The 21,203-nt window shown below is 34.0% G+C and carries 15 protein-coding genes; 4 read left to right on the top strand and 11 right to left on the bottom strand.

Annotated features, from left to right (window positions below):
• Positions 1 to 26: 26 nt before the first annotated feature.
• The 3 genes from trmA (at position 27) to A9G11_RS10430 (ending at position 3,564) form a co-directional block, all read left to right on the top strand.
• Complete coding sequence (gene trmA, locus A9G11_RS10420; RefSeq protein ID WP_065619548.1) at positions 27 to 1,127, top strand: tRNA (uridine(54)-C5)-methyltransferase TrmA; 1,101 nt, start codon at positions 27 to 29, stop codon at positions 1,125 to 1,127.
• Between the two features lie 357 nt (positions 1,128 to 1,484).
• A complete protein-coding gene (locus tag A9G11_RS10425; RefSeq protein ID WP_065619549.1) occupies positions 1,485 to 2,171 on the top strand; it encodes a heavy metal response regulator transcription factor in 687 nt (228 codons plus the stop codon).
• Positions 2,158 to 3,564 (top strand): heavy metal sensor histidine kinase, encoded by a 1,407-nt coding sequence (locus A9G11_RS10430; protein ID WP_065619550.1) that lies wholly within the window; start codon positions 2,158 to 2,160, stop codon positions 3,562 to 3,564. Before A9G11_RS10425 ends, A9G11_RS10430 begins: the two co-directional genes overlap by 14 nt.
• Here the strand turns inward: A9G11_RS10430 and A9G11_RS10435 are convergent.
• From A9G11_RS10435 to A9G11_RS10460, 6 genes are all read right to left on the bottom strand, one after another.
• On the bottom strand, positions 3,557 to 3,757 hold the full coding sequence (locus A9G11_RS10435) for a YaeP family protein (protein ID WP_065619551.1): 201 nt from the start codon (positions 3,755 to 3,757) through the stop codon (positions 3,557 to 3,559). The genes A9G11_RS10430 and A9G11_RS10435 overlap by 8 nt on opposite strands.
• 46 nt (positions 3,758 to 3,803) lie before the next feature.
• The gene (gene rfaC, locus A9G11_RS10440) at positions 3,804 to 4,766 is read right to left on the bottom strand and encodes a lipopolysaccharide heptosyltransferase RfaC (protein ID WP_065619552.1); all 963 of its coding nucleotides are present in this window, start codon (positions 4,764 to 4,766) and stop codon (positions 3,804 to 3,806) included.
• 6 nt (positions 4,767 to 4,772) lie between these two features.
• Positions 4,773 to 5,816: an ADP-heptose--LPS heptosyltransferase RfaF gene (gene rfaF / locus A9G11_RS10445; protein ID WP_065619596.1), complete on the bottom strand. Its 1,044-nt coding sequence runs from the start codon at positions 5,814 to 5,816 to the stop codon at positions 4,773 to 4,775.
• A gap of 10 nt (positions 5,817 to 5,826) precedes the next feature.
• Complete coding sequence (gene rfaD, locus A9G11_RS10450) at positions 5,827 to 6,756, bottom strand: ADP-glyceromanno-heptose 6-epimerase (RefSeq protein ID WP_065619553.1); 930 nt, start codon at positions 6,754 to 6,756, stop codon at positions 5,827 to 5,829.
• Between the two features lie 395 nt (positions 6,757 to 7,151).
• Positions 7,152 to 7,928 (bottom strand): methyltransferase domain-containing protein, encoded by a 777-nt coding sequence (locus tag A9G11_RS10455; RefSeq protein WP_065619554.1) that lies wholly within the window; start codon positions 7,926 to 7,928, stop codon positions 7,152 to 7,154.
• Between the two features lie 3 nt (positions 7,929 to 7,931).
• Positions 7,932 to 8,663 (bottom strand): 1-acylglycerol-3-phosphate O-acyltransferase, encoded by a 732-nt coding sequence (locus tag A9G11_RS10460; protein WP_065619555.1) that lies wholly within the window; start codon positions 8,661 to 8,663, stop codon positions 7,932 to 7,934.
• A gap of 85 nt (positions 8,664 to 8,748) precedes the next feature.
• On the opposite strand from A9G11_RS10460, the gene mnmD reads away from it, so the two are divergent.
• Positions 8,749 to 9,477: a tRNA (5-methylaminomethyl-2-thiouridine)(34)-methyltransferase MnmD gene (mnmD, locus tag A9G11_RS10465; protein WP_065619556.1), complete on the top strand. Its 729-nt coding sequence runs from the start codon at positions 8,749 to 8,751 to the stop codon at positions 9,475 to 9,477.
• Positions 9,478 to 9,513: 36 nt separating this feature from the next.
• Here the strand turns inward: mnmD and tamB are convergent, their stop codons facing one another.
• The 5 genes from tamB to A9G11_RS10490 form a co-directional block, all read right to left on the bottom strand.
• Positions 9,514 to 13,296: an autotransporter assembly complex protein TamB gene (tamB, locus tag A9G11_RS10470; RefSeq protein ID WP_141674409.1), complete on the bottom strand. Its 3,783-nt coding sequence runs from the start codon at positions 13,294 to 13,296 to the stop codon at positions 9,514 to 9,516.
• Position 13,297: 1 nt separating this feature from the next.
• Positions 13,298 to 15,022, bottom strand: coding sequence for an autotransporter assembly complex protein TamA (tamA, locus tag A9G11_RS10475; RefSeq protein ID WP_442902991.1), 1,725 nt, complete (start codon positions 15,020 to 15,022; stop codon positions 13,298 to 13,300).
• Positions 15,023 to 15,562: 540 nt separating this feature from the next.
• A complete protein-coding gene (locus A9G11_RS10480) occupies positions 15,563 to 17,089 on the bottom strand; it encodes a glycoside hydrolase family 43 protein (protein ID WP_065619559.1) in 1,527 nt (508 codons plus the stop codon).
• 48 nt (positions 17,090 to 17,137) lie between these two features.
• Entirely contained in the window at positions 17,138 to 18,520 is a 1,383-nt protein-coding gene (locus tag A9G11_RS10485; protein ID WP_065619560.1) for a glycoside-pentoside-hexuronide (GPH):cation symporter, read from the bottom strand.
• An 825-nt stretch (positions 18,521 to 19,345) separates the two neighbouring features.
• Positions 19,346 to 20,758, bottom strand: a complete 1,413-nt coding sequence (locus tag A9G11_RS10490) for an EmmdR/YeeO family multidrug/toxin efflux MATE transporter (RefSeq protein ID WP_176701264.1) — start codon at positions 20,756 to 20,758, stop codon at positions 19,346 to 19,348.
• Positions 20,759 to 21,203 lie beyond the last annotated feature (445 nt).

Consider the following 21,203-nt stretch of genomic DNA (forward strand, 5'->3'; position numbering starts at 1 on the left):
TTTTTTACAATCATTAAATAAATAATATGACCGAGTGTTTTTCAACCGAAACTTATAACCAACAACTAGAAAATAAAGTAATCCATTTAAAAAAACTACTAGTTAATTTCGTCCTACCTGAATTAGCGGTTTATTCATCACCAATAAGTCATTATCGTATGAGAGCTGAGTTTAGAGTTTGGCATAATGGTGAAGAACTTTATCATATTATGTATGATAAAAAGACGAAAAAGCGTATACGAGTTGATAGTTTTCCCATTGCGACAAAATTGATTAATCAAGCAATGCATGCTATTTTGCCACTTTTGCAACACAATCAATTGCTTCGTCATTTACTTTTTCAAATTGACTATTTTTCAACTTTGAGTGGTCAATTATTAATTACGCTGTTATATCATAAAAAACTCGATGAAACATGGCTTACCCAAGCAAGAAACTTAAAACAGCAATTGGCAAAACAAGGGATTAATGCAAATTTGGTTGGGCGTGCAAGTAATCAAAAAATTCCCGTAGATGTTGATTATGTGGATGAAGTTTTACCTGTTGGGGATAAGGTATTTACCTATCGACAAGTAGAAAATAGTTTTACACAGCCTAATGCTGCGGTAAATATTAAAATGCTTGAATGGGCTATTACAGTAACTAAAGGTCTATCGGGTGATTTACTTGAATTTTATTGTGGTAATGGTAATTTTTCTGTTGCTTTAGCACAGAACTTTCGCAAAGTACTTGCAACTGAAATTGCCAAAGCTTCGGTCTATTCAGCGCAACATAATATTGCAGTTAATAAAATTGATAATTTGATTATTGCTCGTTTATCGGCACAAGAGTTCACCAGTGCAATAACAAAGCAGCGAGAATTCAACCGATTAAAAGATATTGATCTTGATGATTATCAGTGTGACACTGTACTTGTCGATCCACCTAGAGGTGGATTAGATGATGAAACGCTAAATACTCTCATGAGTTATAAAACAATTATATATATTTCGTGTAATCCACATACCTTATGTGAGAATTTACAGCAACTGACTCAGACTCACAATATTACTAATATTGCTATGTTCGATCAGTTCCCTTATACCGAGCATATTGAAACAGGTGTTGTTTTGCAAAAACTAAACTAATTTACCTTTTGAGTATGTAAGATTTTTGTTTATATAGCTTAAAATTTGTGCCAAACTAATTGGTGTATTAATTGTAGTTAAGCTAACATTGTTTTAAGACAAAAAAAAACCCTAGATAAACTAGGGCTGCATTAAATTGCAAGGAATGGATGAAAGGAAATAAAACAATGAAACAATACTGTCTAGCCTCATGAATCATTGTGTGGCTACTATAGCAGACTCAAACAAACGGATTGATGACATTGTGATTACAAAATAGTCATTGAATTATCATGATTGCATTAGAGTTTTTCATATATCCTATTACAGCATTATGCAATTTCGATAACCTGATAAAAAACAAAGGAAATATTCAAGATGAAATTGTTAGTTGTTGAAGATGAGCAGAAAACAGGTGAGTATCTCCGTCAGGGATTAATTGAGTCTGGATTTATTGTCGACCTGACTAATAATGGCCTAGATGGTTATCATAGAGCAATGACAGAAGATTATGATTTAATTATTCTCGATGTGATGTTACCTGATATTATTGGTTGGAAGATAGTACAATCACTACGTGAAGTCGGCAAAGATACTCAAATTATTTTACTTACTGCAATGGGTAGTGTAGAAGATAAAGTTAAAGGACTTAATCTTGGTGCGGATGATTATTTGGTTAAACCTTTTTCATTTGCGGAATTATTAGCTAGAGTTAAATCGTTACTCAGACGCAATGTTCCACAGGTTAATAATTATCAATTGAGTATCGCAGATTTAGTTATGGATCTGCCTAAACGTACAGTTACACGTTCCGATAAACGTATTGAACTAACCAATAAAGAATTTTTATTGTTAGAGTACTTTTTACGTTATCCTGGTGAGGTTTTACCGAGATCATTAATCGCTTCACAAGTATGGGATATGAACTTTGATAGTGATACAAATGTTATTGACGTAGCAATCAGACGGCTACGCAATAAAATTGATGCCGGTTTTGAACCTAAATTAATTCACACAGTTCGTGGTATGGGCTATAAATTAGATGTTTTAGATGAAGCAGAATAAATTAATTTCGTTTCGTTTACCTGTTATAGTTTGCCTACTAACGTGTGGGTTACTTTACTGTTTCAGTTATTTAATTGAAAATTCTTTTGAGAAATTCTCAATTCAACAGAATGTGACAGAATTGAACTCTGTCATTACCTCTGTTGAACGAGAACTTTCTTACTATGCTCCAGATGAGAATCGGGATGAATTCTTTCAAAACCTATTATTAATTTTGACCGGACATCATCGTTTGTTCGTTTATATTATTGATGACTCAGGGAAAATAGTCTACCGCACTCGTGGGCCTAATTTATCCATAGCGTTAACGCCAACTGTATTAGAACAAATTATTAAAAATCATCGTACGGCAATTGCAAATGTAGATAAAGCATCTTATCGCATAGCAGCTTCTAGATTAATGGTTGAAAATGGTAAACAATTTACTACTATTGCAGCAGTAGCTCGTGATTTACAACTTGAATTTATAGGTCGATTAAGGCATGGATTGGGTATCCTTATTATCATAGCTTGTGTCTTAGCTTTAATTGGCTCAGTAATGACTATTTATATTACGCAAAAACCGATTAATCGCTTAATTAAGAAAATAGAACGTATCAATTTGAAAAGTCTTAATTATCGTATTCCAACTACATCAGTTCCGACAAAATATGTCAGTCTAGTTACTGCGTTCAATAACGTATTAAATCGCATGCAAGATGTTTTTCATCGACAACATAATTTTACTGCCGATATAGCACATGAAATGCGTACTCCAATTACTAATTTAACGACACAAACACAGATTGTATTAAATAATGCAAGATCAACTGAAGAGTATCGCGAGATTTTATATTCTAACTTAGAAGAATATGAAAAGATGTCACAAATGATATCGGATATGCTATTTTTAGCTCAGGCTGATAATCGCCAATTAATACCAAATTTAATTTGTATAGATTTGCATGATATGATTATGATGATGTGTGATTATTTCGAACCTCTAACCGATGAAAAACATATCACTTTTTGTCTGGAAGGCAACTGTTCACATATTCAAGGTGATAAGAGAATGCTAGGTCGAGCGATAAGTAATATCTTATCTAACGCAATTCGTTATACACCTGAAAAAGAAAAAATTACCATTACGTTAAGTCAAGTTACCGAAAAACGTGTCAAAATAATTATATCTAATCCAGGTACTAAGATAGACAGTAAGCATCTGCCTCATCTGTTTGATCGCTTTTATCGCATAGATGAGTCTCGTCATCGTAATGAAAATGATAATTCCTCAGGTGCTGGTATTGGTTTAGCTATTGTAAAATCGATTATTGAAGCACATAAAGGTAGCATTTATGCTGAATCAGATGATCTATCCACTCGATTTGTAATAAATCTACCAACAGTTAATTGACATCAAAATCACTCATTAACAAATTAGCTGCTGCATAAGCAGCTTTATGTTTTAAATCTTCTGATACTTGTTGGTCACAAGCGATTTCATTAAGTACTTGCATTACCGTACCAAGTGCATCTTCGATATAACCAAGGTCATTACTGCCGATTTGAGCATATTTTTCCCGGATAAGTTCACAGTATTGCTTCATTATGTTAATTCCTTTTTTTATAAATTAAATAGGTTGCTGAAATCTGCTATAAAAAATCAGCTAATTGTTGGTAAACTTGACCAGCTGTAATGGTTTGCATGCTTTTTTCAGGAGAAATAATACTATATTGATTTTTACCATACCCCCCAATTAACTTAGGATCCGTTTCCCCAAAAAGCGTAATATTGGGTCGATCTAATGCAGCTGTTAAATGACTTAATCCTGTATCGACCGAAACAACCGCTTTCGCACCGGCAATAACGGTAGCAACTTGCGCAAGCGAAAGTTTAGGTAACACATCAACATGTTTAAAGCCTTGAGCTAGACGTATAGCCCGTTCTTGTTCATGAGGTGCGCCCCAAGGCAACTTTATTTTTAAACCTGTAGGCTCAATCAATTTAATTAATTCTCGCCATGCTTCTTCTGTCCAATGCTTTTCATCACGTGTAGTGGCGTGTAAAAAAACTAAATATTGTTGATTATCTTCAGGTAAGGAAGATAAAAAATGACGAGCAATGGCATAATCACCCATACAATCAGAATATGGATAGTTTAGACTCTGAGCAAAAAGCAATCTGACACGTTCAATAGCATGTAATTGTTTAGGTACGTAATGTTTAATATCATAAAACCAACTGGCAATGGGTTCTTTGATACTTTTACGATCTAATCCATGTTTGATCCCACGTGCTTTACGAGTTATTAAAAAAGCACTCTTGATTAACCCTTGTGCATCAATAATACAGTCATATTCTAGTTGCCTAAGCTGTTGGATAAAATGATGACGCTCTTGGCGAATTTGCTTAGCGAACCAATTTTTTCGCCAACGTCGAATAGCCACTGGTATAACGTTATTGACAGCAAAATGCCAACTTGGAATTTGGGCAAAGTTTTCTTCTACTACCCAATCAAAAGTTAGATTGGGTAGGCAATTAGCTGCGTCTGTTAACGCAGGCAAAGTATGAAGGACATCACCCATTGATGAGGTTTTAACGACTAATACGCGCATTATTAATTACTCTTTTTCACAACGCACAATTAATTTCATTAAAGTTTCAAAAACAGTCTCAGGCTTTATATCAATTAAACTTTGATGATAGCCTTGCTCAGCATCTCCTTGACGAACTCGCTGATATCCCGTAATTAAACGGATAACTTCAGCTCGGTTTGATAGAGGAGGAGTAAAATCAGGGCTACTTGGTCCATAAAGTGCGACTAAAGGCCGATCTAGCGCAGCGGCTACATGCATTAACCCAGTATCATTGGTAACAATAGCTTTACAAGAGGCAATTAAGCTTACAGCTTGCTCTAACTTAGTTTTACCCGCCAGATTAATACCTTGATCACCATGAGTCATTTTGCTAATAATACGTTCGCCGACTTCAAAATCATTGGCTGATCCAAAAATAAGAATTTTAGCATGTTGTTTTACAAGTAAATCGGCTAGTGAAGCATAATGATAGTCAGGCCAACGTTTAGCTGGTCCAAATTCAGCTCCCGGACAAAAACCAATTAGAGGCACATCTTGTGGAATATTGAACGTAGCAAGTGCCTGAGAAATCTCATCTGCTTCAACATTCAATTTAGGCCATAAAAGAGGTTGTGGTAATTCATCTGCTTGGTGAATTTGGTGTTTAGGATAGGCGAGTGCAACATAACGTTCTACCATTAAAGGAAAAGCCTGTTTATCAAGTTTACGCATATCGTTAAGTAAGCCATAACGCATTTCACCTTTCCAACCAGTTCGTTTAGGAATTTTAGCAAAAAAAGGAATCAACGCTGATTTTAACGAATTAGGTAAAATAATAGCCTGATCATATTGATTAGCACGCAATGATTTTCCCAGTTTATAACGTTTTGCCAATGAAAATTCACCATGACCTAAAGGCATATCAATGGATTGATTTATCTCTGGCATTTTATTTAATAACGCTTGGCACCAAGCCGGTGCCATGACATCAATTTCATTACTTGGATCAAGCTGTTTTAATGTGCGATATAAACTTTGTGACATCATCATATCGCCTACCCATGAAGGACCAATAATGAGAGTTTTCATTTTATTACCTTTATTGCGCATTGAGCCATTTCATATATTCAGTTGTGCCTTCGGCGACAGTTTTAAATTCAACCGGACAACCTGTTTTTCTAAATTTTGTCAAATCTGCTTGGGTAAAACTTTGATAGCGACCTTTTAAATGATCAGGGAAAGGAATATAGTCAATTTTATCGGTTTGATGATAATTAAGTACTGCATCTGCAACTGATTGGAATGATTCAGCCCGACCTGTACCACAGTTGAAAATTCCAGATATTTTGTTTTTCCAGAACCATAAATTGACGTTAACCACATCTTCCACATAAATAAAATCACGTTTAAAATTATCACTACCTTCGAACAATTTAGGTGTTTCACCTTTATTGATCTGTTCATTTAAATGGAAAGCAACGCTGGCCATACTGCCTTTGTGTGCTTCACGAGGTCCATAGACGTTAAAATAGCGAAATCCACAAACTTGGGAGTGATCTTTTTCTGTTAATATTTCTCTTACATATTGGTCAAATAAAAATTTGGAATAACCATAGACATTCAATGGTTTTTCGTAAGCCCGACCTTCGACGAAATTATCACTACGGCCACCATAAGTTGCCGCTGATGATGCATATAAAAATGGTATGCTTAATTCTAAACAGTAGTGTAGAAGATCTTTGGAATAAGCATAATTGTTTTCCATTATGAACTTACCATTCCATTCAGTGGTTGATGAACAAGCACCTTGATGAAATATAACATCAATATCGAGATTTTCACCGGAAAGGATTGCTGAAATAAATTCGTCTTTATCCAGATAATCAGCAATATCTAAATCGACTAAATTAGCGAATTTGGTACCGTCGGTTAAATCATCAACAACCAAAATATCTTTATATCCTTGTTCATTTAGACCTTTTACTATATTACTACCAATAAATCCTGCGCCACCTGTAACAACGATCATAATCATTTTCCTTCACTAATAAATTGATGTGCTTATCATACCGATTTATGCAAGAATTTTCGAGTAATCATTTAAAGTTAAGTTATTTTTCATTCGTTTCTCAAACATAGTCAAAGAAGTTTGATTGCTACAAGTGGTAAAAAGGGCTTTTTAACGATAAATATCACTCAGAATTATCAACTTAATGAGTTACTTTTGAAGGATTAATCATTCATTAAATGGTGATAGGGTTAGTTGATGATGTTCCATAAGGGTAACGCTATCGGTGATATAATGATTGCTATTCATTGTTCTGGGCGTAATTACTCTTACTTCCGGCACTTATCTGTTCAACAAATCAGGAAAAGACTGAGTTGTCTGCAAATATCTCTACTAATAAAATATCTGATACTAAATTATTCATCAGTCTGCTTAGCGGTTACTAAAATGTATCTGGCAATATTCAAAAAAGTGTCATTTTGACAATGCTGTTTTTCAAGTTCTAACAACTGCTCAAACTCTGCCTGTGCTTTGTTTTTATTGATAAGATAATCATGGAAGATACGAATCCCTGTTTTTTGTGTGATCACAAAATTCAATTGACTAAGCCAATTATAAACGTCATTGGGATCTCTAGGAAAATCAGGAGAGAGTGTCTTTTTTTTACGTTTAGCTAACCCTGTTTGTGTATAACCAAAATTACCTAAAGTGACCGTTTTAAAAAATAAAGCATAATAGTTATAAAACATCAATGATAGATAACCATTAGGCTTAAGGTATTTTTTTAAAGAGGCTATTATTGCAACAGGATCTGCAACCCATTCTAGTACCGCATGACAAATGACCAGATCAAACGACTGATCAAGACAAGTTTCTAGTTGTTGGATAGAACTATGGATACAAGTTAAGTTAAGATTATCTTTTTGTGCTTGATGTTTAGCAAGAGTTAGCATCTCTATAGAGATATCGCAGAGCGTAACTTGATGTCCCAGTTTGGCTAACTTACACGCTATTTGACCTTGCCCGCCACCTGCATCTAATATAGTTAACGGTTTGTCATTAGGGTAAGTGGCAAGTATTTTCTCTAGCTCTTGCCAAACAATAATCTCTCGAATTTTACCTTTGCTAGTACCGTAAATGTTTTGTACAAATTTATTGCTGATATCATCAAAATTGCGATCTTGTTTATTCATAAATTACTTTTGATCGTTCAGTTTAGTTACTTCTATATTTATTTGTTCTATTTTTGCAGCCATTTGCTGATAACAATTTTCCAAAAGTACTTTTGCATCTTCTTTACGTAAATCTTTGGTTTCAATTGGTGGAAGCATTTCAACAATCATATGCCCGTTATTTATACGATTTAATTGGATATCGTTGGTATTTGAAACACAAATTGGAACAATTGGCACGCCAGCAGCAATAGCTGCTTTAAATGCACCCGTTTTAAACGGTAATAGTCCTCGACCTTGACTGCGTGTACCTTCTGGAAACATCCAAATAGAAATGCCACGTTTTTTAATCTCATCAACAACTTGATTTATAGTATCACGTGCTTTTGCTTTATTATTTCGATCGATAAGAATATTACCAGTTAAATAATAGAGTTGACCGAAAAAGGGGATCCAAGCCAAACTTTTTTTACCAACGGTAACAGTTTTAGGCTGAACAATATCAGCAGCTACAATCATGTCAAAATTATTTTGGTGATTAGCAATATAAACACAACTTCCTAAGTCTTTGATGCCGGGATATTGGCGAGTTTCTACTTTTACACCCAAAATTGGTTTGAAAAAGAAACTGAATAAATGAGCAAAATGGGCGACATTTTTCGGGTTACGAGGATTAAATAAGCAAAATAAAATGCCTAAAACACAAATAATGATACCTAATATTAAGACAATAATTAAGCGAAATAGAAAAACCATAATTTACCTCATAAGTTGATATGGCGTATTATATATGTAATCTAGACTAATATACAGTTTCCTCGAGATTGCTTTAAGGAAGTTTATGCAAAATTCAACGCTTATTTGGGATGAAAAACACACCCCTATCTCTCGTTATTTTAATGACGTTTATTTTAATACAGACGGCGCTATTGATGAAAGGACTTATGTTTTTATTAACGGTAATAAGTTATCTGAGCGTTTTCTACAACATAAACAACCTATATTTACAGTTGGTGAAACCGGTTTTGGTACAGGGCTTAGTTTTCTTATATTATGGCAAACGTTTCTCGGATTCAGAAAACAACATCCAGATCATATACTTAAAAAACTACAATTCTTTAGTGTGGAAAAATATCCTTTAACTCAATCAGAAATGATAAAAATTCATGAAAGTGTTATCCATGATCAAGCATTAAAACTCCTTGCTAAACAGTTACAGCAACAGTTAGTTAATACAACTTGCCTGTTTAATAATGTCAGTTTGTCTATTCTTTATAATGACGTCAGCCATTTTCCTGAATTTTTAGCCAAGCAAAATATAATGATTGATGCATGGTTTTTTGACGGTTTTTCTCCGTCTAAAAATCCGGATATGTGGTCAGAATCATTATTTAAAGCCTGTTATCAATTAACTTCGTTAGGCGGAACATTCGCAACTTATTCAGCTGGTGGATTTGTCCGTCGTAATTTAATCAGTAGCGGATTTATTGTTAATAAATGTCAAGGATTTGGTGTAAAACGTGAAATGTTATTAGGTTACAAAAACGAAATCACCTCGCCGAAAAAATAATCGGCGAGAGGGAAGAGTTAAATTATTTTAAATGATTTAAAACTCAAATTGATAAATTAGATCCAGTGTTTGTGCAAGACCGGATGCTGCTTCTAAATAAAGATTTGGCATTAATCTATAACTCAGTGTAAATGTTGCAAGAGAATCAAAAATACCGACCCCATATTTTAATTGCAAATTAGGTAAAATATAACCGCTAACGACTACTTTTGAATTATCTCCAGCGCCTTGCGTATCTAAAGAGAGGTTTTTGATACCAAAAACATTACCAAAGTCGCCAATAAATTTACCTGTTTTTGCTGTACCTAATCCAACTAATAGCGCAGTCATCATATCATTATCACTTTGGTCGGTACTATCAAGTCCTTGTCCTCTGATCAAATAAGAGAGTGCTTCTTGTTGTGACATTGCGGGATCTGAAAAAATTTCAACTTTAGGATCATCCGATAGACCAGAAACACGGATACCGGCGGTAATATTACTATTTTCCATTGATTCCGGATTACGAATTGCTTCAATATCTAGCATCACTTGATCGGTTGGACCAGAAAACGTGAGTATACCTTTGCGGATAATTAAATCTTGTCCATAAGCTTTAAATTGTCCTTTTGGGATCAAAATTTCACCATGAACATCTAAACCTTTATTACTTTGTTGAGCAATTAAATTACCTTTAAGCGAAGCTTTTAAACCAAACGCATCGACAGTCACTTTATCTTCAATATTGATCTCAAGGTGACTATTAATTTTCATACCAAACTGTTGTGGTTTAATCGCATGATTATTTCTATCTAACATTACTTCGTCTTTGGATACATCAATGCTAGACGGAGGTAAAGATTCAACGGTGATTTTGCCTTTTGGAATATTGACTTTACCTGATAAGGTTAATTCATCTTGAGTTGCTTCGATTTTTATGTCAGGAACAACGGTCATTACTACCATAGGTGGTACCGTAACTTCCATTGCTGCTCCATTAGCAGTTAATGTCGCTTGCCATTTATCAATGGTATTCCAACTAGCTCGACCATTAAGATTAATATTCCCTGCATTAGTGGCTAAACTTCCTTTTAAAACGGATGATTTACCATTGAAATTGATCGTTAATCTGGCTGATTTGATATCGGCTGGCAATTGACTTGATTTTATTTCACTATGTTTTAAACCTATTTCACCAGTTAGATATGGTTCAATCAACGTTCCTGAGAATTTAACTGCACCATTAATTGCACCTTTAGCATAATCTTTTTTATCTAATAGTGGATTCACGATAGCTAAGGCAAGACTATCAATGTTTAACTGCCCACTTAATTTTTTTTGTTGCATAGGATCGGCAATAGTTAAATCACCTTTTATTTTACCTAATTTATCCAAACTAAAGTTCCAATCTATTTTAGCCTGTTGTTCGTTAAATTCAGCATTGATATTAAATAAATCAAAAGGAATGGTTAACGGTTGTGAAGTTATAAGTTGCTGAACATAAACTTTTTTACTATTAATATTCGCTTTAATTAACGGAATCTTACTTGTATCATTAAATTTTATCGTTACTTTACCGTTGATATTACCTGCAATTTTGGTTTCACCATCGTTCGGAATCGGTAATTTAGCAAGATCGATATCTTTTAAACTAATACTGGTATCAGTATTAGGCATAAATGACATTGCTTTATCAAGACAAATACTAGAATAACTATTATTCCAACAGTGTGCGTTAATCACCGGCGCTTGCTGATCAATATCATAAGATAATGTTAATGCTTTAGCTAATTGCCAATTATTTTTATCACCTAAATTTAATAAAGCTCGTGGAATTGTACCTGTCCATTTAGTACGATTTTTATCAATTTGACCTGTTAATGACGTGGTTAATGATGCGGGAGTACCGTCAAGATTAACAGTTAAAGTATGATGACTCTCGTTACCAGACAATTCTATATTAGCCTTTTTAACACTTTGATTCGGTAGTTCAATACCTTGTCCAGTCAGATTAACTTTTCCACTTAATTGGTTTTTATACTGCACTTTACCGGTGAGATTGGCTTTAGCAACTGCAATATCATGTAATGCTAATGTATTAACCGTAAGATTAGTGTCAATAATTGGTTCATTGAGAGTACCACTCATTTTGACATCGCCAACAATCGAACCTTTCATATCATCGATGAATAATGATAAAGAGGCCAGATTTAATTTCGCATTTAAATTGCCTTTTTGTGTCGAACCATTTAAATCAAAACGATTTTTTCCCCAATTAAGGGTTAAATTATTAGCTGTGATCACATTTTGTGAGTTGACCGATACATTACCATTGGCTGAAAAATCAGCACGTTTGATATTTCCTTTTAATTGTAATTCAGGTAAATCTAATTGCCATATCTTATCATCTAACATTCCTGTTGTTTTAATGTTACCCGCTAATTTAATTGGATAAGCGGGGAACTCTTTACTAATATCGACATTATCTAGTTTAATTTGGGTATCCCATTGTAGAGCTTTTTGCCAGCTTACTTTACCCGTAAGATTGACTTCTCCTTGCGGTAATTTAACAAAAGCATGATCAAATGTTGCATCTTCATTAGTGCCATTACCTACAATATCAAAATGAATATCTGGTAATTGTTTACCTAACATAGTTCCTTTTGTCGTCAATTGATATTTATTCACTGAACCATTTAAAGTCAGTGCAAATTGATTAAGTTGATATTGTGCTTGTTCTTCGATTGGCCATTGAATATGTTCACCATTAATTTTAGCCATGATAGGTAGATATTTTTCGATAAAATTTATCTGCCCTTCAATTTTTGCCTGATTTAAACCACTCAATGTAGTATAGGTTGAAACCTCGCCAAGCAATTTACCGGAAAATTGCCCGTCAATCTGATTCTTGTCTGTTTTCACATTTATTAGAGCAAAAACAGGCCAACTATCACCTAACGTGATTTCACCTGATACTGTTGCATGTCCATTGGCATAGGATGATTTTACATCGGTATCAACTTTATTGATCACAATATGATTATTATCAATATCTGTCTGAATTGTGACATGATTAAATTTAAAATCTTGGCCAGCAATATGCAATAACCAATTATCACCACTAAGGCTTGTAACATTAATATCTAGCGGAATATGGACATCCGGAAGAGTATTAATCAAAGGTTTATTAAATAATTGATTAATCTTTTGATTAAGTGGAATCGTGTTATCGCTTTCGCTTTTTGGTTTAGTCTGAACAGGATCGGCAAAAATCGCTTTTAAATCATTGGCAACTACAGGATAAATATAAAGCTTATCTTTTACCCATTTCGCTTTACCGGTAAAGTCAGAAAGAGCGAACTGCATATCATTGACCTTGACTTTAACATCAGATATAAAAGTTTTTTTCAGCTCAATCGGCAGAGGCATTTTGATAACTTCAATTTTATCAGGTGATGTGATGATCTTGGCGGTTTCAAGATCCACATTTACCCCTTTAGCATCAAAATGGTTAATACAGATTTTTGCTTTTAATAAACAGGAGCCAGCAAGGGTCAGTGAAGCATCATCAACTCGAACATTAACGCCCGGTAATTCGAGCGAAAGATCTTTAATATGCAGATCATGCAATGTTCCGTCAATTTGTGCTATTTTTAGTTCAGGTAAAAATTTATTTAAGGCAAAAGTAGTTAGTTTTATACCTAAACTGGTATAAATCAAAATAATAAAAAGGATAATAAGCGTGACAAAAAAAGATAAAATAATAATACTACGTTTTTTCCATTTACGGATCCGTTTTAACTTTTTGACTTTTTTAACTCTATTTGGATTTTTTGCCATATTATAATTCACTTCCCAAACCAATATATAGGTGAATAGAGCCGGTATTTTTTCGGTTAGTAGGCGTTGCTAAATCGACTTTTATTGGACCGACAGGCGATGCCCAACGAACCCCAAAGCCTGCACCAGTATAAAATTTATTTTTATCAACTTTATCAATGGCTTCACCGCTGTCGATAAATAGTGCGCTCCACCATGAACCTGTTAGTTTATATTGGTACTCTATAGAGCCTGTTAGGAGTTTTGAAGCTCCTTTTAACTTGCCTTTTTTATCTTCGGGGGAAATAGATTGATAGCTATAGCCACGAATACTATGATCACCGCCAGCAAAGAACCTAAATGAAGGTGGAACCCGATCAAAATTACTTGCTTGAATTATCCCTAAATTACCACGAGCAATAAATCGGTGTTTTTGTGAAATTGAACGGATCCAACTTTGTTGGGCTTGAAAACGAACTAAATTAATATCAGAGCCTAATGATTCGCCAGCTAGGTCAACAGAATAACGTTGTGAATCCCCCCACATTGCAAATAGATTACCATCGGTACGAATCCGTGAGAAGCTAAGCGAAGGATAATAGAGAAACGTTTTAAAACTTGAATCACCTTGCGTAAAGTCATCACGTAGCATTGATAAACCCAATGCACTTTGCCACCCTTCAAAACTATCCCAATTGCGTAAAACACCGAACGTATAGGAGCGAGAATAGGTGTCATTATTATCTATTTTCTTATATCCGCCTTGAACAGTATAGTAGTGTTCAAGTGGCGATCGTTTCAGCGGGATTTTATAACTCATAGTAATGGTTTTTTCGGGGGATGAAAGTGACAGATTGCTTTGAAAACTTTGTCCACGGCTATTGATCCACGGTTTATTCCAACCAATCTTACCATGTACACCATTATCTGTTGAAAAACCCAATCCCAAATCCATATTATTTTTTGCTCGCGGTGATGTGGCTACATCGATAGGCAACGTCTTATCCGCAGATACTTTTGAAAAATCCGGCGCAACAACAACGGTATTAAACCAGTTGGTTGATGCAAGGCGTCTATTAAATAATGATAACTGTTCGGCAGTATATTTTTCACCTTCTTTAAATGGAATAATATTGACCAAATAATCTTCCCGGATTCTGGCATTGTGAAAACTTACTTTACCAAATTTATATCGTTGTCCCGTATTATATTCAATATCCCAAAAAGCTTGATGTAAAGAGTTGGAGACAGCCAATTCATGTTTAGTCATATTGGCATCAAAATAGCCTTTTTTCAGAGATAGATTTTGTAGGCTCTTTTTGAAGGCCTCATATACACCATGATTTAAAACGTCACCTAGTTTAGGTAAATTATGTGCCAATAGATCGTTAAAATCTTTATCATTTTGACCCTCACCAAGTATTTTAATATCTAATTTCTCAACCGTTATGGGTTCTCCTGGCGAAATATTAACAACTAATACTTTAGGATCGTGATCATCATATTGAAAAGTAGGAGAATAATAACCTAAAGCGCGTAACGCTTTTTCTGTTTCATTTTCTAAATAACGCTTAAAATATGGGCTATTGTCGATCTTATTTGGATCGATTAATGAGATCCGCGCATCAACATTCTCAGCAAGCTCTCCCGATAATCCTTTAATTGATAACTTCATTTCAGCATAGCTTGATGCTGATGTTACAAATAAAAGTAAAAACAATGAATTGGAAAATCGTGACACACTCACCTCGTGTTATAATATGAAATATAAAGGCTATCTTATTTCGATTATTGTATGGGCATATATGCTGTATAAATTTAGCATATTAAGCCTTTAATAGTCTATTTATTAAAAATAATTTGCCATAAATTTTTCTCTTACAAAATTAAAATTCATTCAAACTTGCTGCTAATAAGTATTATATCTTAAATAAAATCTCTTTTTGCTACTTTTACACTCTGCAAGTAATTTGAATATGGTTTTTTTATGTTTATCTTTCGAGCAATAAAAGAGAAATTTTAGAAAATTAAAATGAATAGAAACGATTTTTGTAAATGGTTTGTTTACTATAATTCATTAACTTAATAATTAGTTATGATTTTCAGATTCTTTTCTCAATCAGTTGCAATATTTAACTTAGTGATAAAGTGAATTGCATTTAATGAATATGTTGAAAAGACCCATCATACGATGACCTTTAGTGCGATTGAGTTAATATCAAAAAGCCAGCATTAATGTTGAACTGGCGTTGAGTGTTTAGTTAATAGGTGAAATTTAACTTATTGTTTATTTTGGTTTTATGTCAAAATATTTAAAGTTACAATTACCATGGCTGTTTTGTTTAGATTCGGTGGAGGCAAAAATACCAATTTTAGCACCAACCCATTTGCCTTTTCCGGCAGCAAAGTTACGGGAGATTTTTTGCCATTCACCTTTTTCTTCTCGGTAATAAAATTGACAAATACCGTTTAATCCAACATCAACTTTAAATTGACAATCAGCAGTGGTTAATTGCGTAATTTTTTCTCGATACTCATCAACTTTACCAGAGTCTTTCATCCAACCGTAGCGGTAATATAAATTATACTCTTTATTGTCATAACTTATTATTAGGGCAGCATAGCGTTCACCATAAACAATTAAGCCACCAAAATCACCAGATTGCTCTGGATTTAGTTTTATAGCAGTTTGAGCAGTAAATTGAAATGATGAGAATTTTTGTAATAATAAGTTTGGAGCAAAATAGAGCGTTTGTTGTTCATTACGATAGGGAAGAGGGTAACAATTTAATGTTAATGATTGATTATTGTCAGCTAACCATTGCTTTTGTGGATTAGCAAGCCATTGCCATTGTAAACCAAATTTTCCCTGTGCAAAATTATCACTAGTTTGGATTTGATAATGGCTTGTATTATTGGTGATTGTTGGCACTTTCCAGGTTAATACTGGTTGACAAACATTATTACCTTTTATTTCACCGATTGTCGGCCAGTCATCATCAGCCCAATGCATAGGTTGTAAATGTACAATTCGTCCATATAAATTAGCATCTTGAAAATGTACAAACCAGCACTCCTGATTGTCTAACTCTACCCAACCTCCTTGATGAGGTCCATTAATTGGTGTGTCACCTTGGAAAAGTACATTTCGAGCAGTCCATGGACCTTGTATGTTTTTGCTACGTAAAACGGTTTGCCAGCCAGTTTCAACGCCGCCTGCTGGTGCGAAAATATAGTACCAACCATTACGTTTATAAACTTTAGGGCCTTCAAGAGTAGGTAAATCTGCCGTTCCGTCATAAATAATTTTACCTTCTCCAATTAAAGCGGAACCGTCATTTTTCATTTTGAATAGTTGTAACTTATGTTTTATGCCACTACGACTTTGTGCAAAAGCATGGACTAACCATGCATTGCCATCATCATCCCAAAAAGGGCAAGGATCTATCCAACCTAACGCAGATTGTACGCAATGTGGTTTGCTCCATTTTCCCCAAGGATCATCGGTGTTACACATGAAAATCCCTTCATCTGGTGTACTAAAAAACACCCATAATTTTTGATCGTGATAGCGGATCGAAGGCGCCCAAACGCCTTTACCTGGTTGAACTAAGTCGTAATCAGGTAGATCAAATGATGAAAAAACATGATTGATAATTTGCCAGTTAACCAAATCTTTTGAATGTAATATTGGTAATGCGGGCATGTGATTAAAGCTTGATGATACCATAAAGAAATCATCATTAACTCTCACAATATCTGGATCTGAATAATCCGCACAGATAATAGGGTTTTTATAATAATCAAGACTCATACAAATACCTTTTCATAAAATACGTTGCTAACGTATATTGTTATCCTATTAGTTGTTTTCCGAATTTTTTTGTCTTGCTAACAAATCGTTTTGGATTTTTTCCATCATTTTGTCATCTAACTTATAAAAACGCATCAACCACCAGAGTAATAAATATGAAAATGCAGGTCCAATGGTTAATAAACCGATAATACCGGTAGTGGCAAGAGGGGTTTGTACATCAACACCGGCTTGATAGCCTAATAGTCCTAAACAGATACCCACTAAAGCTCCAGCTACTGCCATTCCTAGTTTTAGTGCAAATAGATTTCCTGAAAAAGAGAGTCCGGTTGCTCGTACACCAAATTTCCATTCACCATAATCTGCCGCGTTTGCCATCATATTCCATTTAAATGGTTGATACATTGAATGGAAAAAACCGATTAAGAAATAGAGAGGGAAGACAACAGGTAACCAGACAGGTGGAATAAAAAACATGATCACACCAATGACAAACAAGGTTAAATTTATATTTTTAAATAGTTGTATAGCGGTAAAACGTTTAGCGAAATATCCTGCTGCGATAGCACCTAGGATTGTACCAACAACAGAGGTAGATACAAAAGCTGACTTCATGGCTGTACCCGCTGCAGAGCTTATTCCACCCATCATTAAATAAGTAGCATAATAAAGTGTAGCTGAACTTCTCATTACACCAGCCATACTGGAAAAAAATGTAATGATTGCAACAATACACCACTGATCATTAGCTAACAAACATTTTAAATCTTTTTTAACACTGACATTTTTTTCATCAATTGGTGTCACGCGTTCTTTCGTGGTAGCAAAACAGAATATTAACATGCCAATGGCCATAACACCCATAACCGCCATGGTAAGTTGAAATCCAAGTTGTTTGTTTTCTTTACCTAACCAATCGACCAGAAATAAAGTTCCAATTGAGACCATTAAACCCGATGCTGAAGAGATGGTAAAACGGAATGATTGCGCTGAAAGGCGGTCTTTTTCATCTCGAGTAATTACGCCACCTAAAGCACAGTAAGGAATATTAATAAAGGTATAACACATCATTAATAGTGCGTAGGTGATATAGGCATATAAGAGTTTACCTGAATAGCCAAAATCAGGTGTGGTGTAAGTCATGACAGCTAAGACAGCATAAGGAATAGCAAACCATATTAACCAAGGCCGAAATCGCCCCCATCGGGTTTTGGTACGATCGGCAATCATACCAGTGATAGGGTCGATAATGGCATCAAAAATTCGTGTAGCTAAAAACATGATCCCTACAGCAGCGGCTGAAAGCCCATAAATATCGGTGTAAAAGAAAGTTAAAAACATTGTCACAGAAGAATAAACAATACCACAGGCAGCATCACCCATTCCAAAGCCTATTTTTTCCATGGTTGATAATTTTTTATTATTATCCATTACAATCTCCTTATGGCTTATAAACCATTTTGTAAATTTTGATTAATTACACGAAATCATTACTTACTATTTATTAACAAATACCTATGTTTTGAGTTTATAAAATTAGTTTTTAATACAGTATTATGATTTTACGTACTCTAATTACGTTTTATGGTTAATGTGATAGATATCACATTGCACTAACGATATTCTTTGATTGAACAGGTATTTTTATATAACTAAGGTTATTGTATTGATTACTTGAGAAATCCATTAAGTGAAAAAGAACCTAACCGATATTTAATTTATCAAATAGATAGTGCAAATATTTTTCTGACGATGTTGCTTTTAAGGCAAATTGACAGTTGAATATTGATAGTAACGTGATTAGCTTGAATTGATTAAAAAAGGATTTTAACTATTAATTATTACAATACTAAAATTAAGCATGATTAATGCGAAATAGATGATGAGAATAGATCAAATAGAGATGATTGATATCTTGAAATCCGCTAGATTTTTTGAGAAAGGGGACAAAATGATTATCGAGCAAAATGAGTATAAAGATATATTGTTTAATGCAAATTAATGTTGAATGGTTATTAGGAATAAAAGTCGAAAAATGTTAATTTAATAAGCTCAGTTTCATTATATTTCACAACAGTACTAATCTATTAATTAATATAGGGCAGATTTAGCAAATTGCTAAAAAGTTACATCATAAGTTATAGTTGTTCAACAGTTTTGAGGTAGGCGAGTTATCCATTTTTAAACTATTAGTTTTTATACAATAAGATGATAATCTGCCTACCAGATTATAAGCAAATAATGGTTAATTTTTTATCAAATTCGCTGATGATAACGCCATAACCATTTGCCACTCACTAATCGATAGTAGAAAAATAAACTTCGGATGATCCAATCAAGGAACATGCCAAACCATACACCTATTACACCAAATCCGAAATAGACACCAAAAACGTAACCGACCACAATTCGACACATCCACATACTAGCAATAGCTACCCACATAGTATAACTGGCGTCTTTTGCGCCTTTAAAACCATAAGGTAAGACAAATGACGATGCCCAAAATGGGGTAAATAGTGCATTGAACCAAAGTAAGTGCTTAGCTATATCGATAACTTCTTGATCGTTGGTGTACATCGAACTTAACAAACCAGCAAAGGGAATGGATAAAAAAGCGATAGCACATAATAGAATATTAGTTAAATGAAAAATAAAGGTTAATTGTCGTGTAGGTTGATAAATCTGTCCCATTCCAATACGTTTGCCAACAATAATCGTTGAGGTTGCGCCTAAAGTTCCACCGGGTAAATTTAACAATCCCGCAATTGAAAATGCAATGAAATTAGCTGCTATTGTTGATGTACCCATACCGGCAACAAAAGTCTGAGTTAACAATTTACCAATATTGAACATTACAGATTCAACACTGGCAGGAATACCGATGCTTAAGATATCAAGAAGAATTTTACCATTGAATGAGTGGAAGTAACTTCTAAAAGGAATAAATAAAGCTCGGCTAGGTTTAATGGTTAATACAAGTAATATAAAAAACATACCACAATAACGAGATACTGTAAGTCCAATTCCTGCGCCAATAAATCCTAATCCTTGCCAATCAAAAATACCGTAAATTAAGATATAACTTATCGATAAATTAAGGATATTCATGATAATGTTCAAATACATTGGTAACTTAGTATTACCGGCACCTCTTAAAGCTCCACAACCTATTAAAATAAAGGCTAAAGCAGGATAACCTAACACAGTTAATCTAAGGAAAGTTAACGATAACTCTTTTACTTCAAGATCTGCTTTGCCGGCTATAATTTCGATGATCCAATAACCAGAAAACTCGACAAACAGGAACAGTAAAATTGATATTATGACTAATAAAGTAATAGATTGTCTGGCTGCAAATACGGCTTTTTTCCTATTATGACGACCTAAACTAAAAGCAACAACCACCGAAGTCCCAAGAGCAACAGCCATAAAAAAGGACATAATGATCATATTAAAACTTTCAGCCAATCCTACTGCGGCCATTTCGGCTTTACCTATCCAACTAACTAAAAAGGTACTGAAAATACCCATTAGGATAACGGATAAATTTTCAATAAATATTGGAATTGCTAAAGGATAAATTTCTCTCCATAGAAGTACATTATTTGAATGCCTTTTTTTATATAATTGTAGACTTTTTAATCGTGTAATAAGTTGTACATTCAATTTTAGGCCTTATCGATTGTCCATTAAAATTTGGGCGCCATTATAACTCCATTATCTAACAAAAATGAATTCATGTTTTAAAAATTATGGTAGAAAATTGTTCACGATTAACATTATTTTTTTGATTTTTAATGGTTGGTAAATAAGCTTAAATTTAACGCTAATAGCAAATTTGGCGATGTAAATTAATGATTGGCTTGTTAGATAACATAAATAATGAAGATAATGCAATGCATATCTGTTTTTAGCTACTCTGTGGATAATTTTTCTCCAAAAAGTAACCCAATGAAAATGTTGTCGAAGCAGATATGAATAAATGATTAGTAATGAGTTTCAAAAACGGTTAACTGAAAATTTTTTTTGTTTATTTGTATAAATACTAACAAATGTTTAACTGCGAACAGAGTTGTCGAGTAAAGCACTATGCAATAAATTGAGGTGAAAG

Origin of the sequence: Gilliamella sp. wkB108 (genome assembly GCF_001690195.1) — a bacterium.
Classification (GTDB): Bacteria; Pseudomonadota; Gammaproteobacteria; order Enterobacterales; family Orbaceae; genus Gilliamella; species Gilliamella apicola_L.

Bases quoted from the DNA above. Each gene is read 5' to 3' on its own strand.
- trmA (WP_065619548.1), top strand. From the start codon at position 27: ATGACCGAGTGTTTTTCAACCGAAACTTATAACCAACAACTAGAAAAT.
- A9G11_RS10480 (WP_065619559.1), bottom strand. From the start codon at position 17,089: ATGAGTCTTGATTATTATAAAAACCCTATTATCTGTGCGGATTATTCA.
- rfaD (WP_065619553.1), bottom strand. From the start codon at position 6,756: ATGATCGTTGTTACAGGTGGCGCAGGATTTATTGGTAGTAATATAGTA.
- rfaF (WP_065619596.1), bottom strand. From the start codon at position 5,816: ATGAAAACTCTCATTATTGGTCCTTCATGGGTAGGCGATATGATGATG.
- A9G11_RS10430 (WP_065619550.1), top strand. From the start codon at position 2,158: ATGAAGCAGAATAAATTAATTTCGTTTCGTTTACCTGTTATAGTTTGC.
- mnmD (WP_065619556.1), top strand. From the start codon at position 8,749: ATGCAAAATTCAACGCTTATTTGGGATGAAAAACACACCCCTATCTCT.
- tamB (WP_141674409.1), bottom strand. From the start codon at position 13,296: ATGGCAAAAAATCCAAATAGAGTTAAAAAAGTCAAAAAGTTAAAACGG.
- A9G11_RS10435 (WP_065619551.1), bottom strand. From the start codon at position 3,757: ATGAAGCAATACTGTGAACTTATCCGGGAAAAATATGCTCAAATCGGC.
- A9G11_RS10460 (WP_065619555.1), bottom strand. From the start codon at position 8,663: ATGGTTTTTCTATTTCGCTTAATTATTGTCTTAATATTAGGTATCATT.
- A9G11_RS10425 (WP_065619549.1), top strand. From the start codon at position 1,485: ATGAAATTGTTAGTTGTTGAAGATGAGCAGAAAACAGGTGAGTATCTC.
- A9G11_RS10485 (WP_065619560.1), bottom strand. From the start codon at position 18,520: ATGGATAATAATAAAAAATTATCAACCATGGAAAAAATAGGCTTTGGA.
- A9G11_RS10455 (WP_065619554.1), bottom strand. From the start codon at position 7,928: ATGAATAAACAAGATCGCAATTTTGATGATATCAGCAATAAATTTGTA.
- rfaC (WP_065619552.1), bottom strand. From the start codon at position 4,766: ATGCGCGTATTAGTCGTTAAAACCTCATCAATGGGTGATGTCCTTCAT.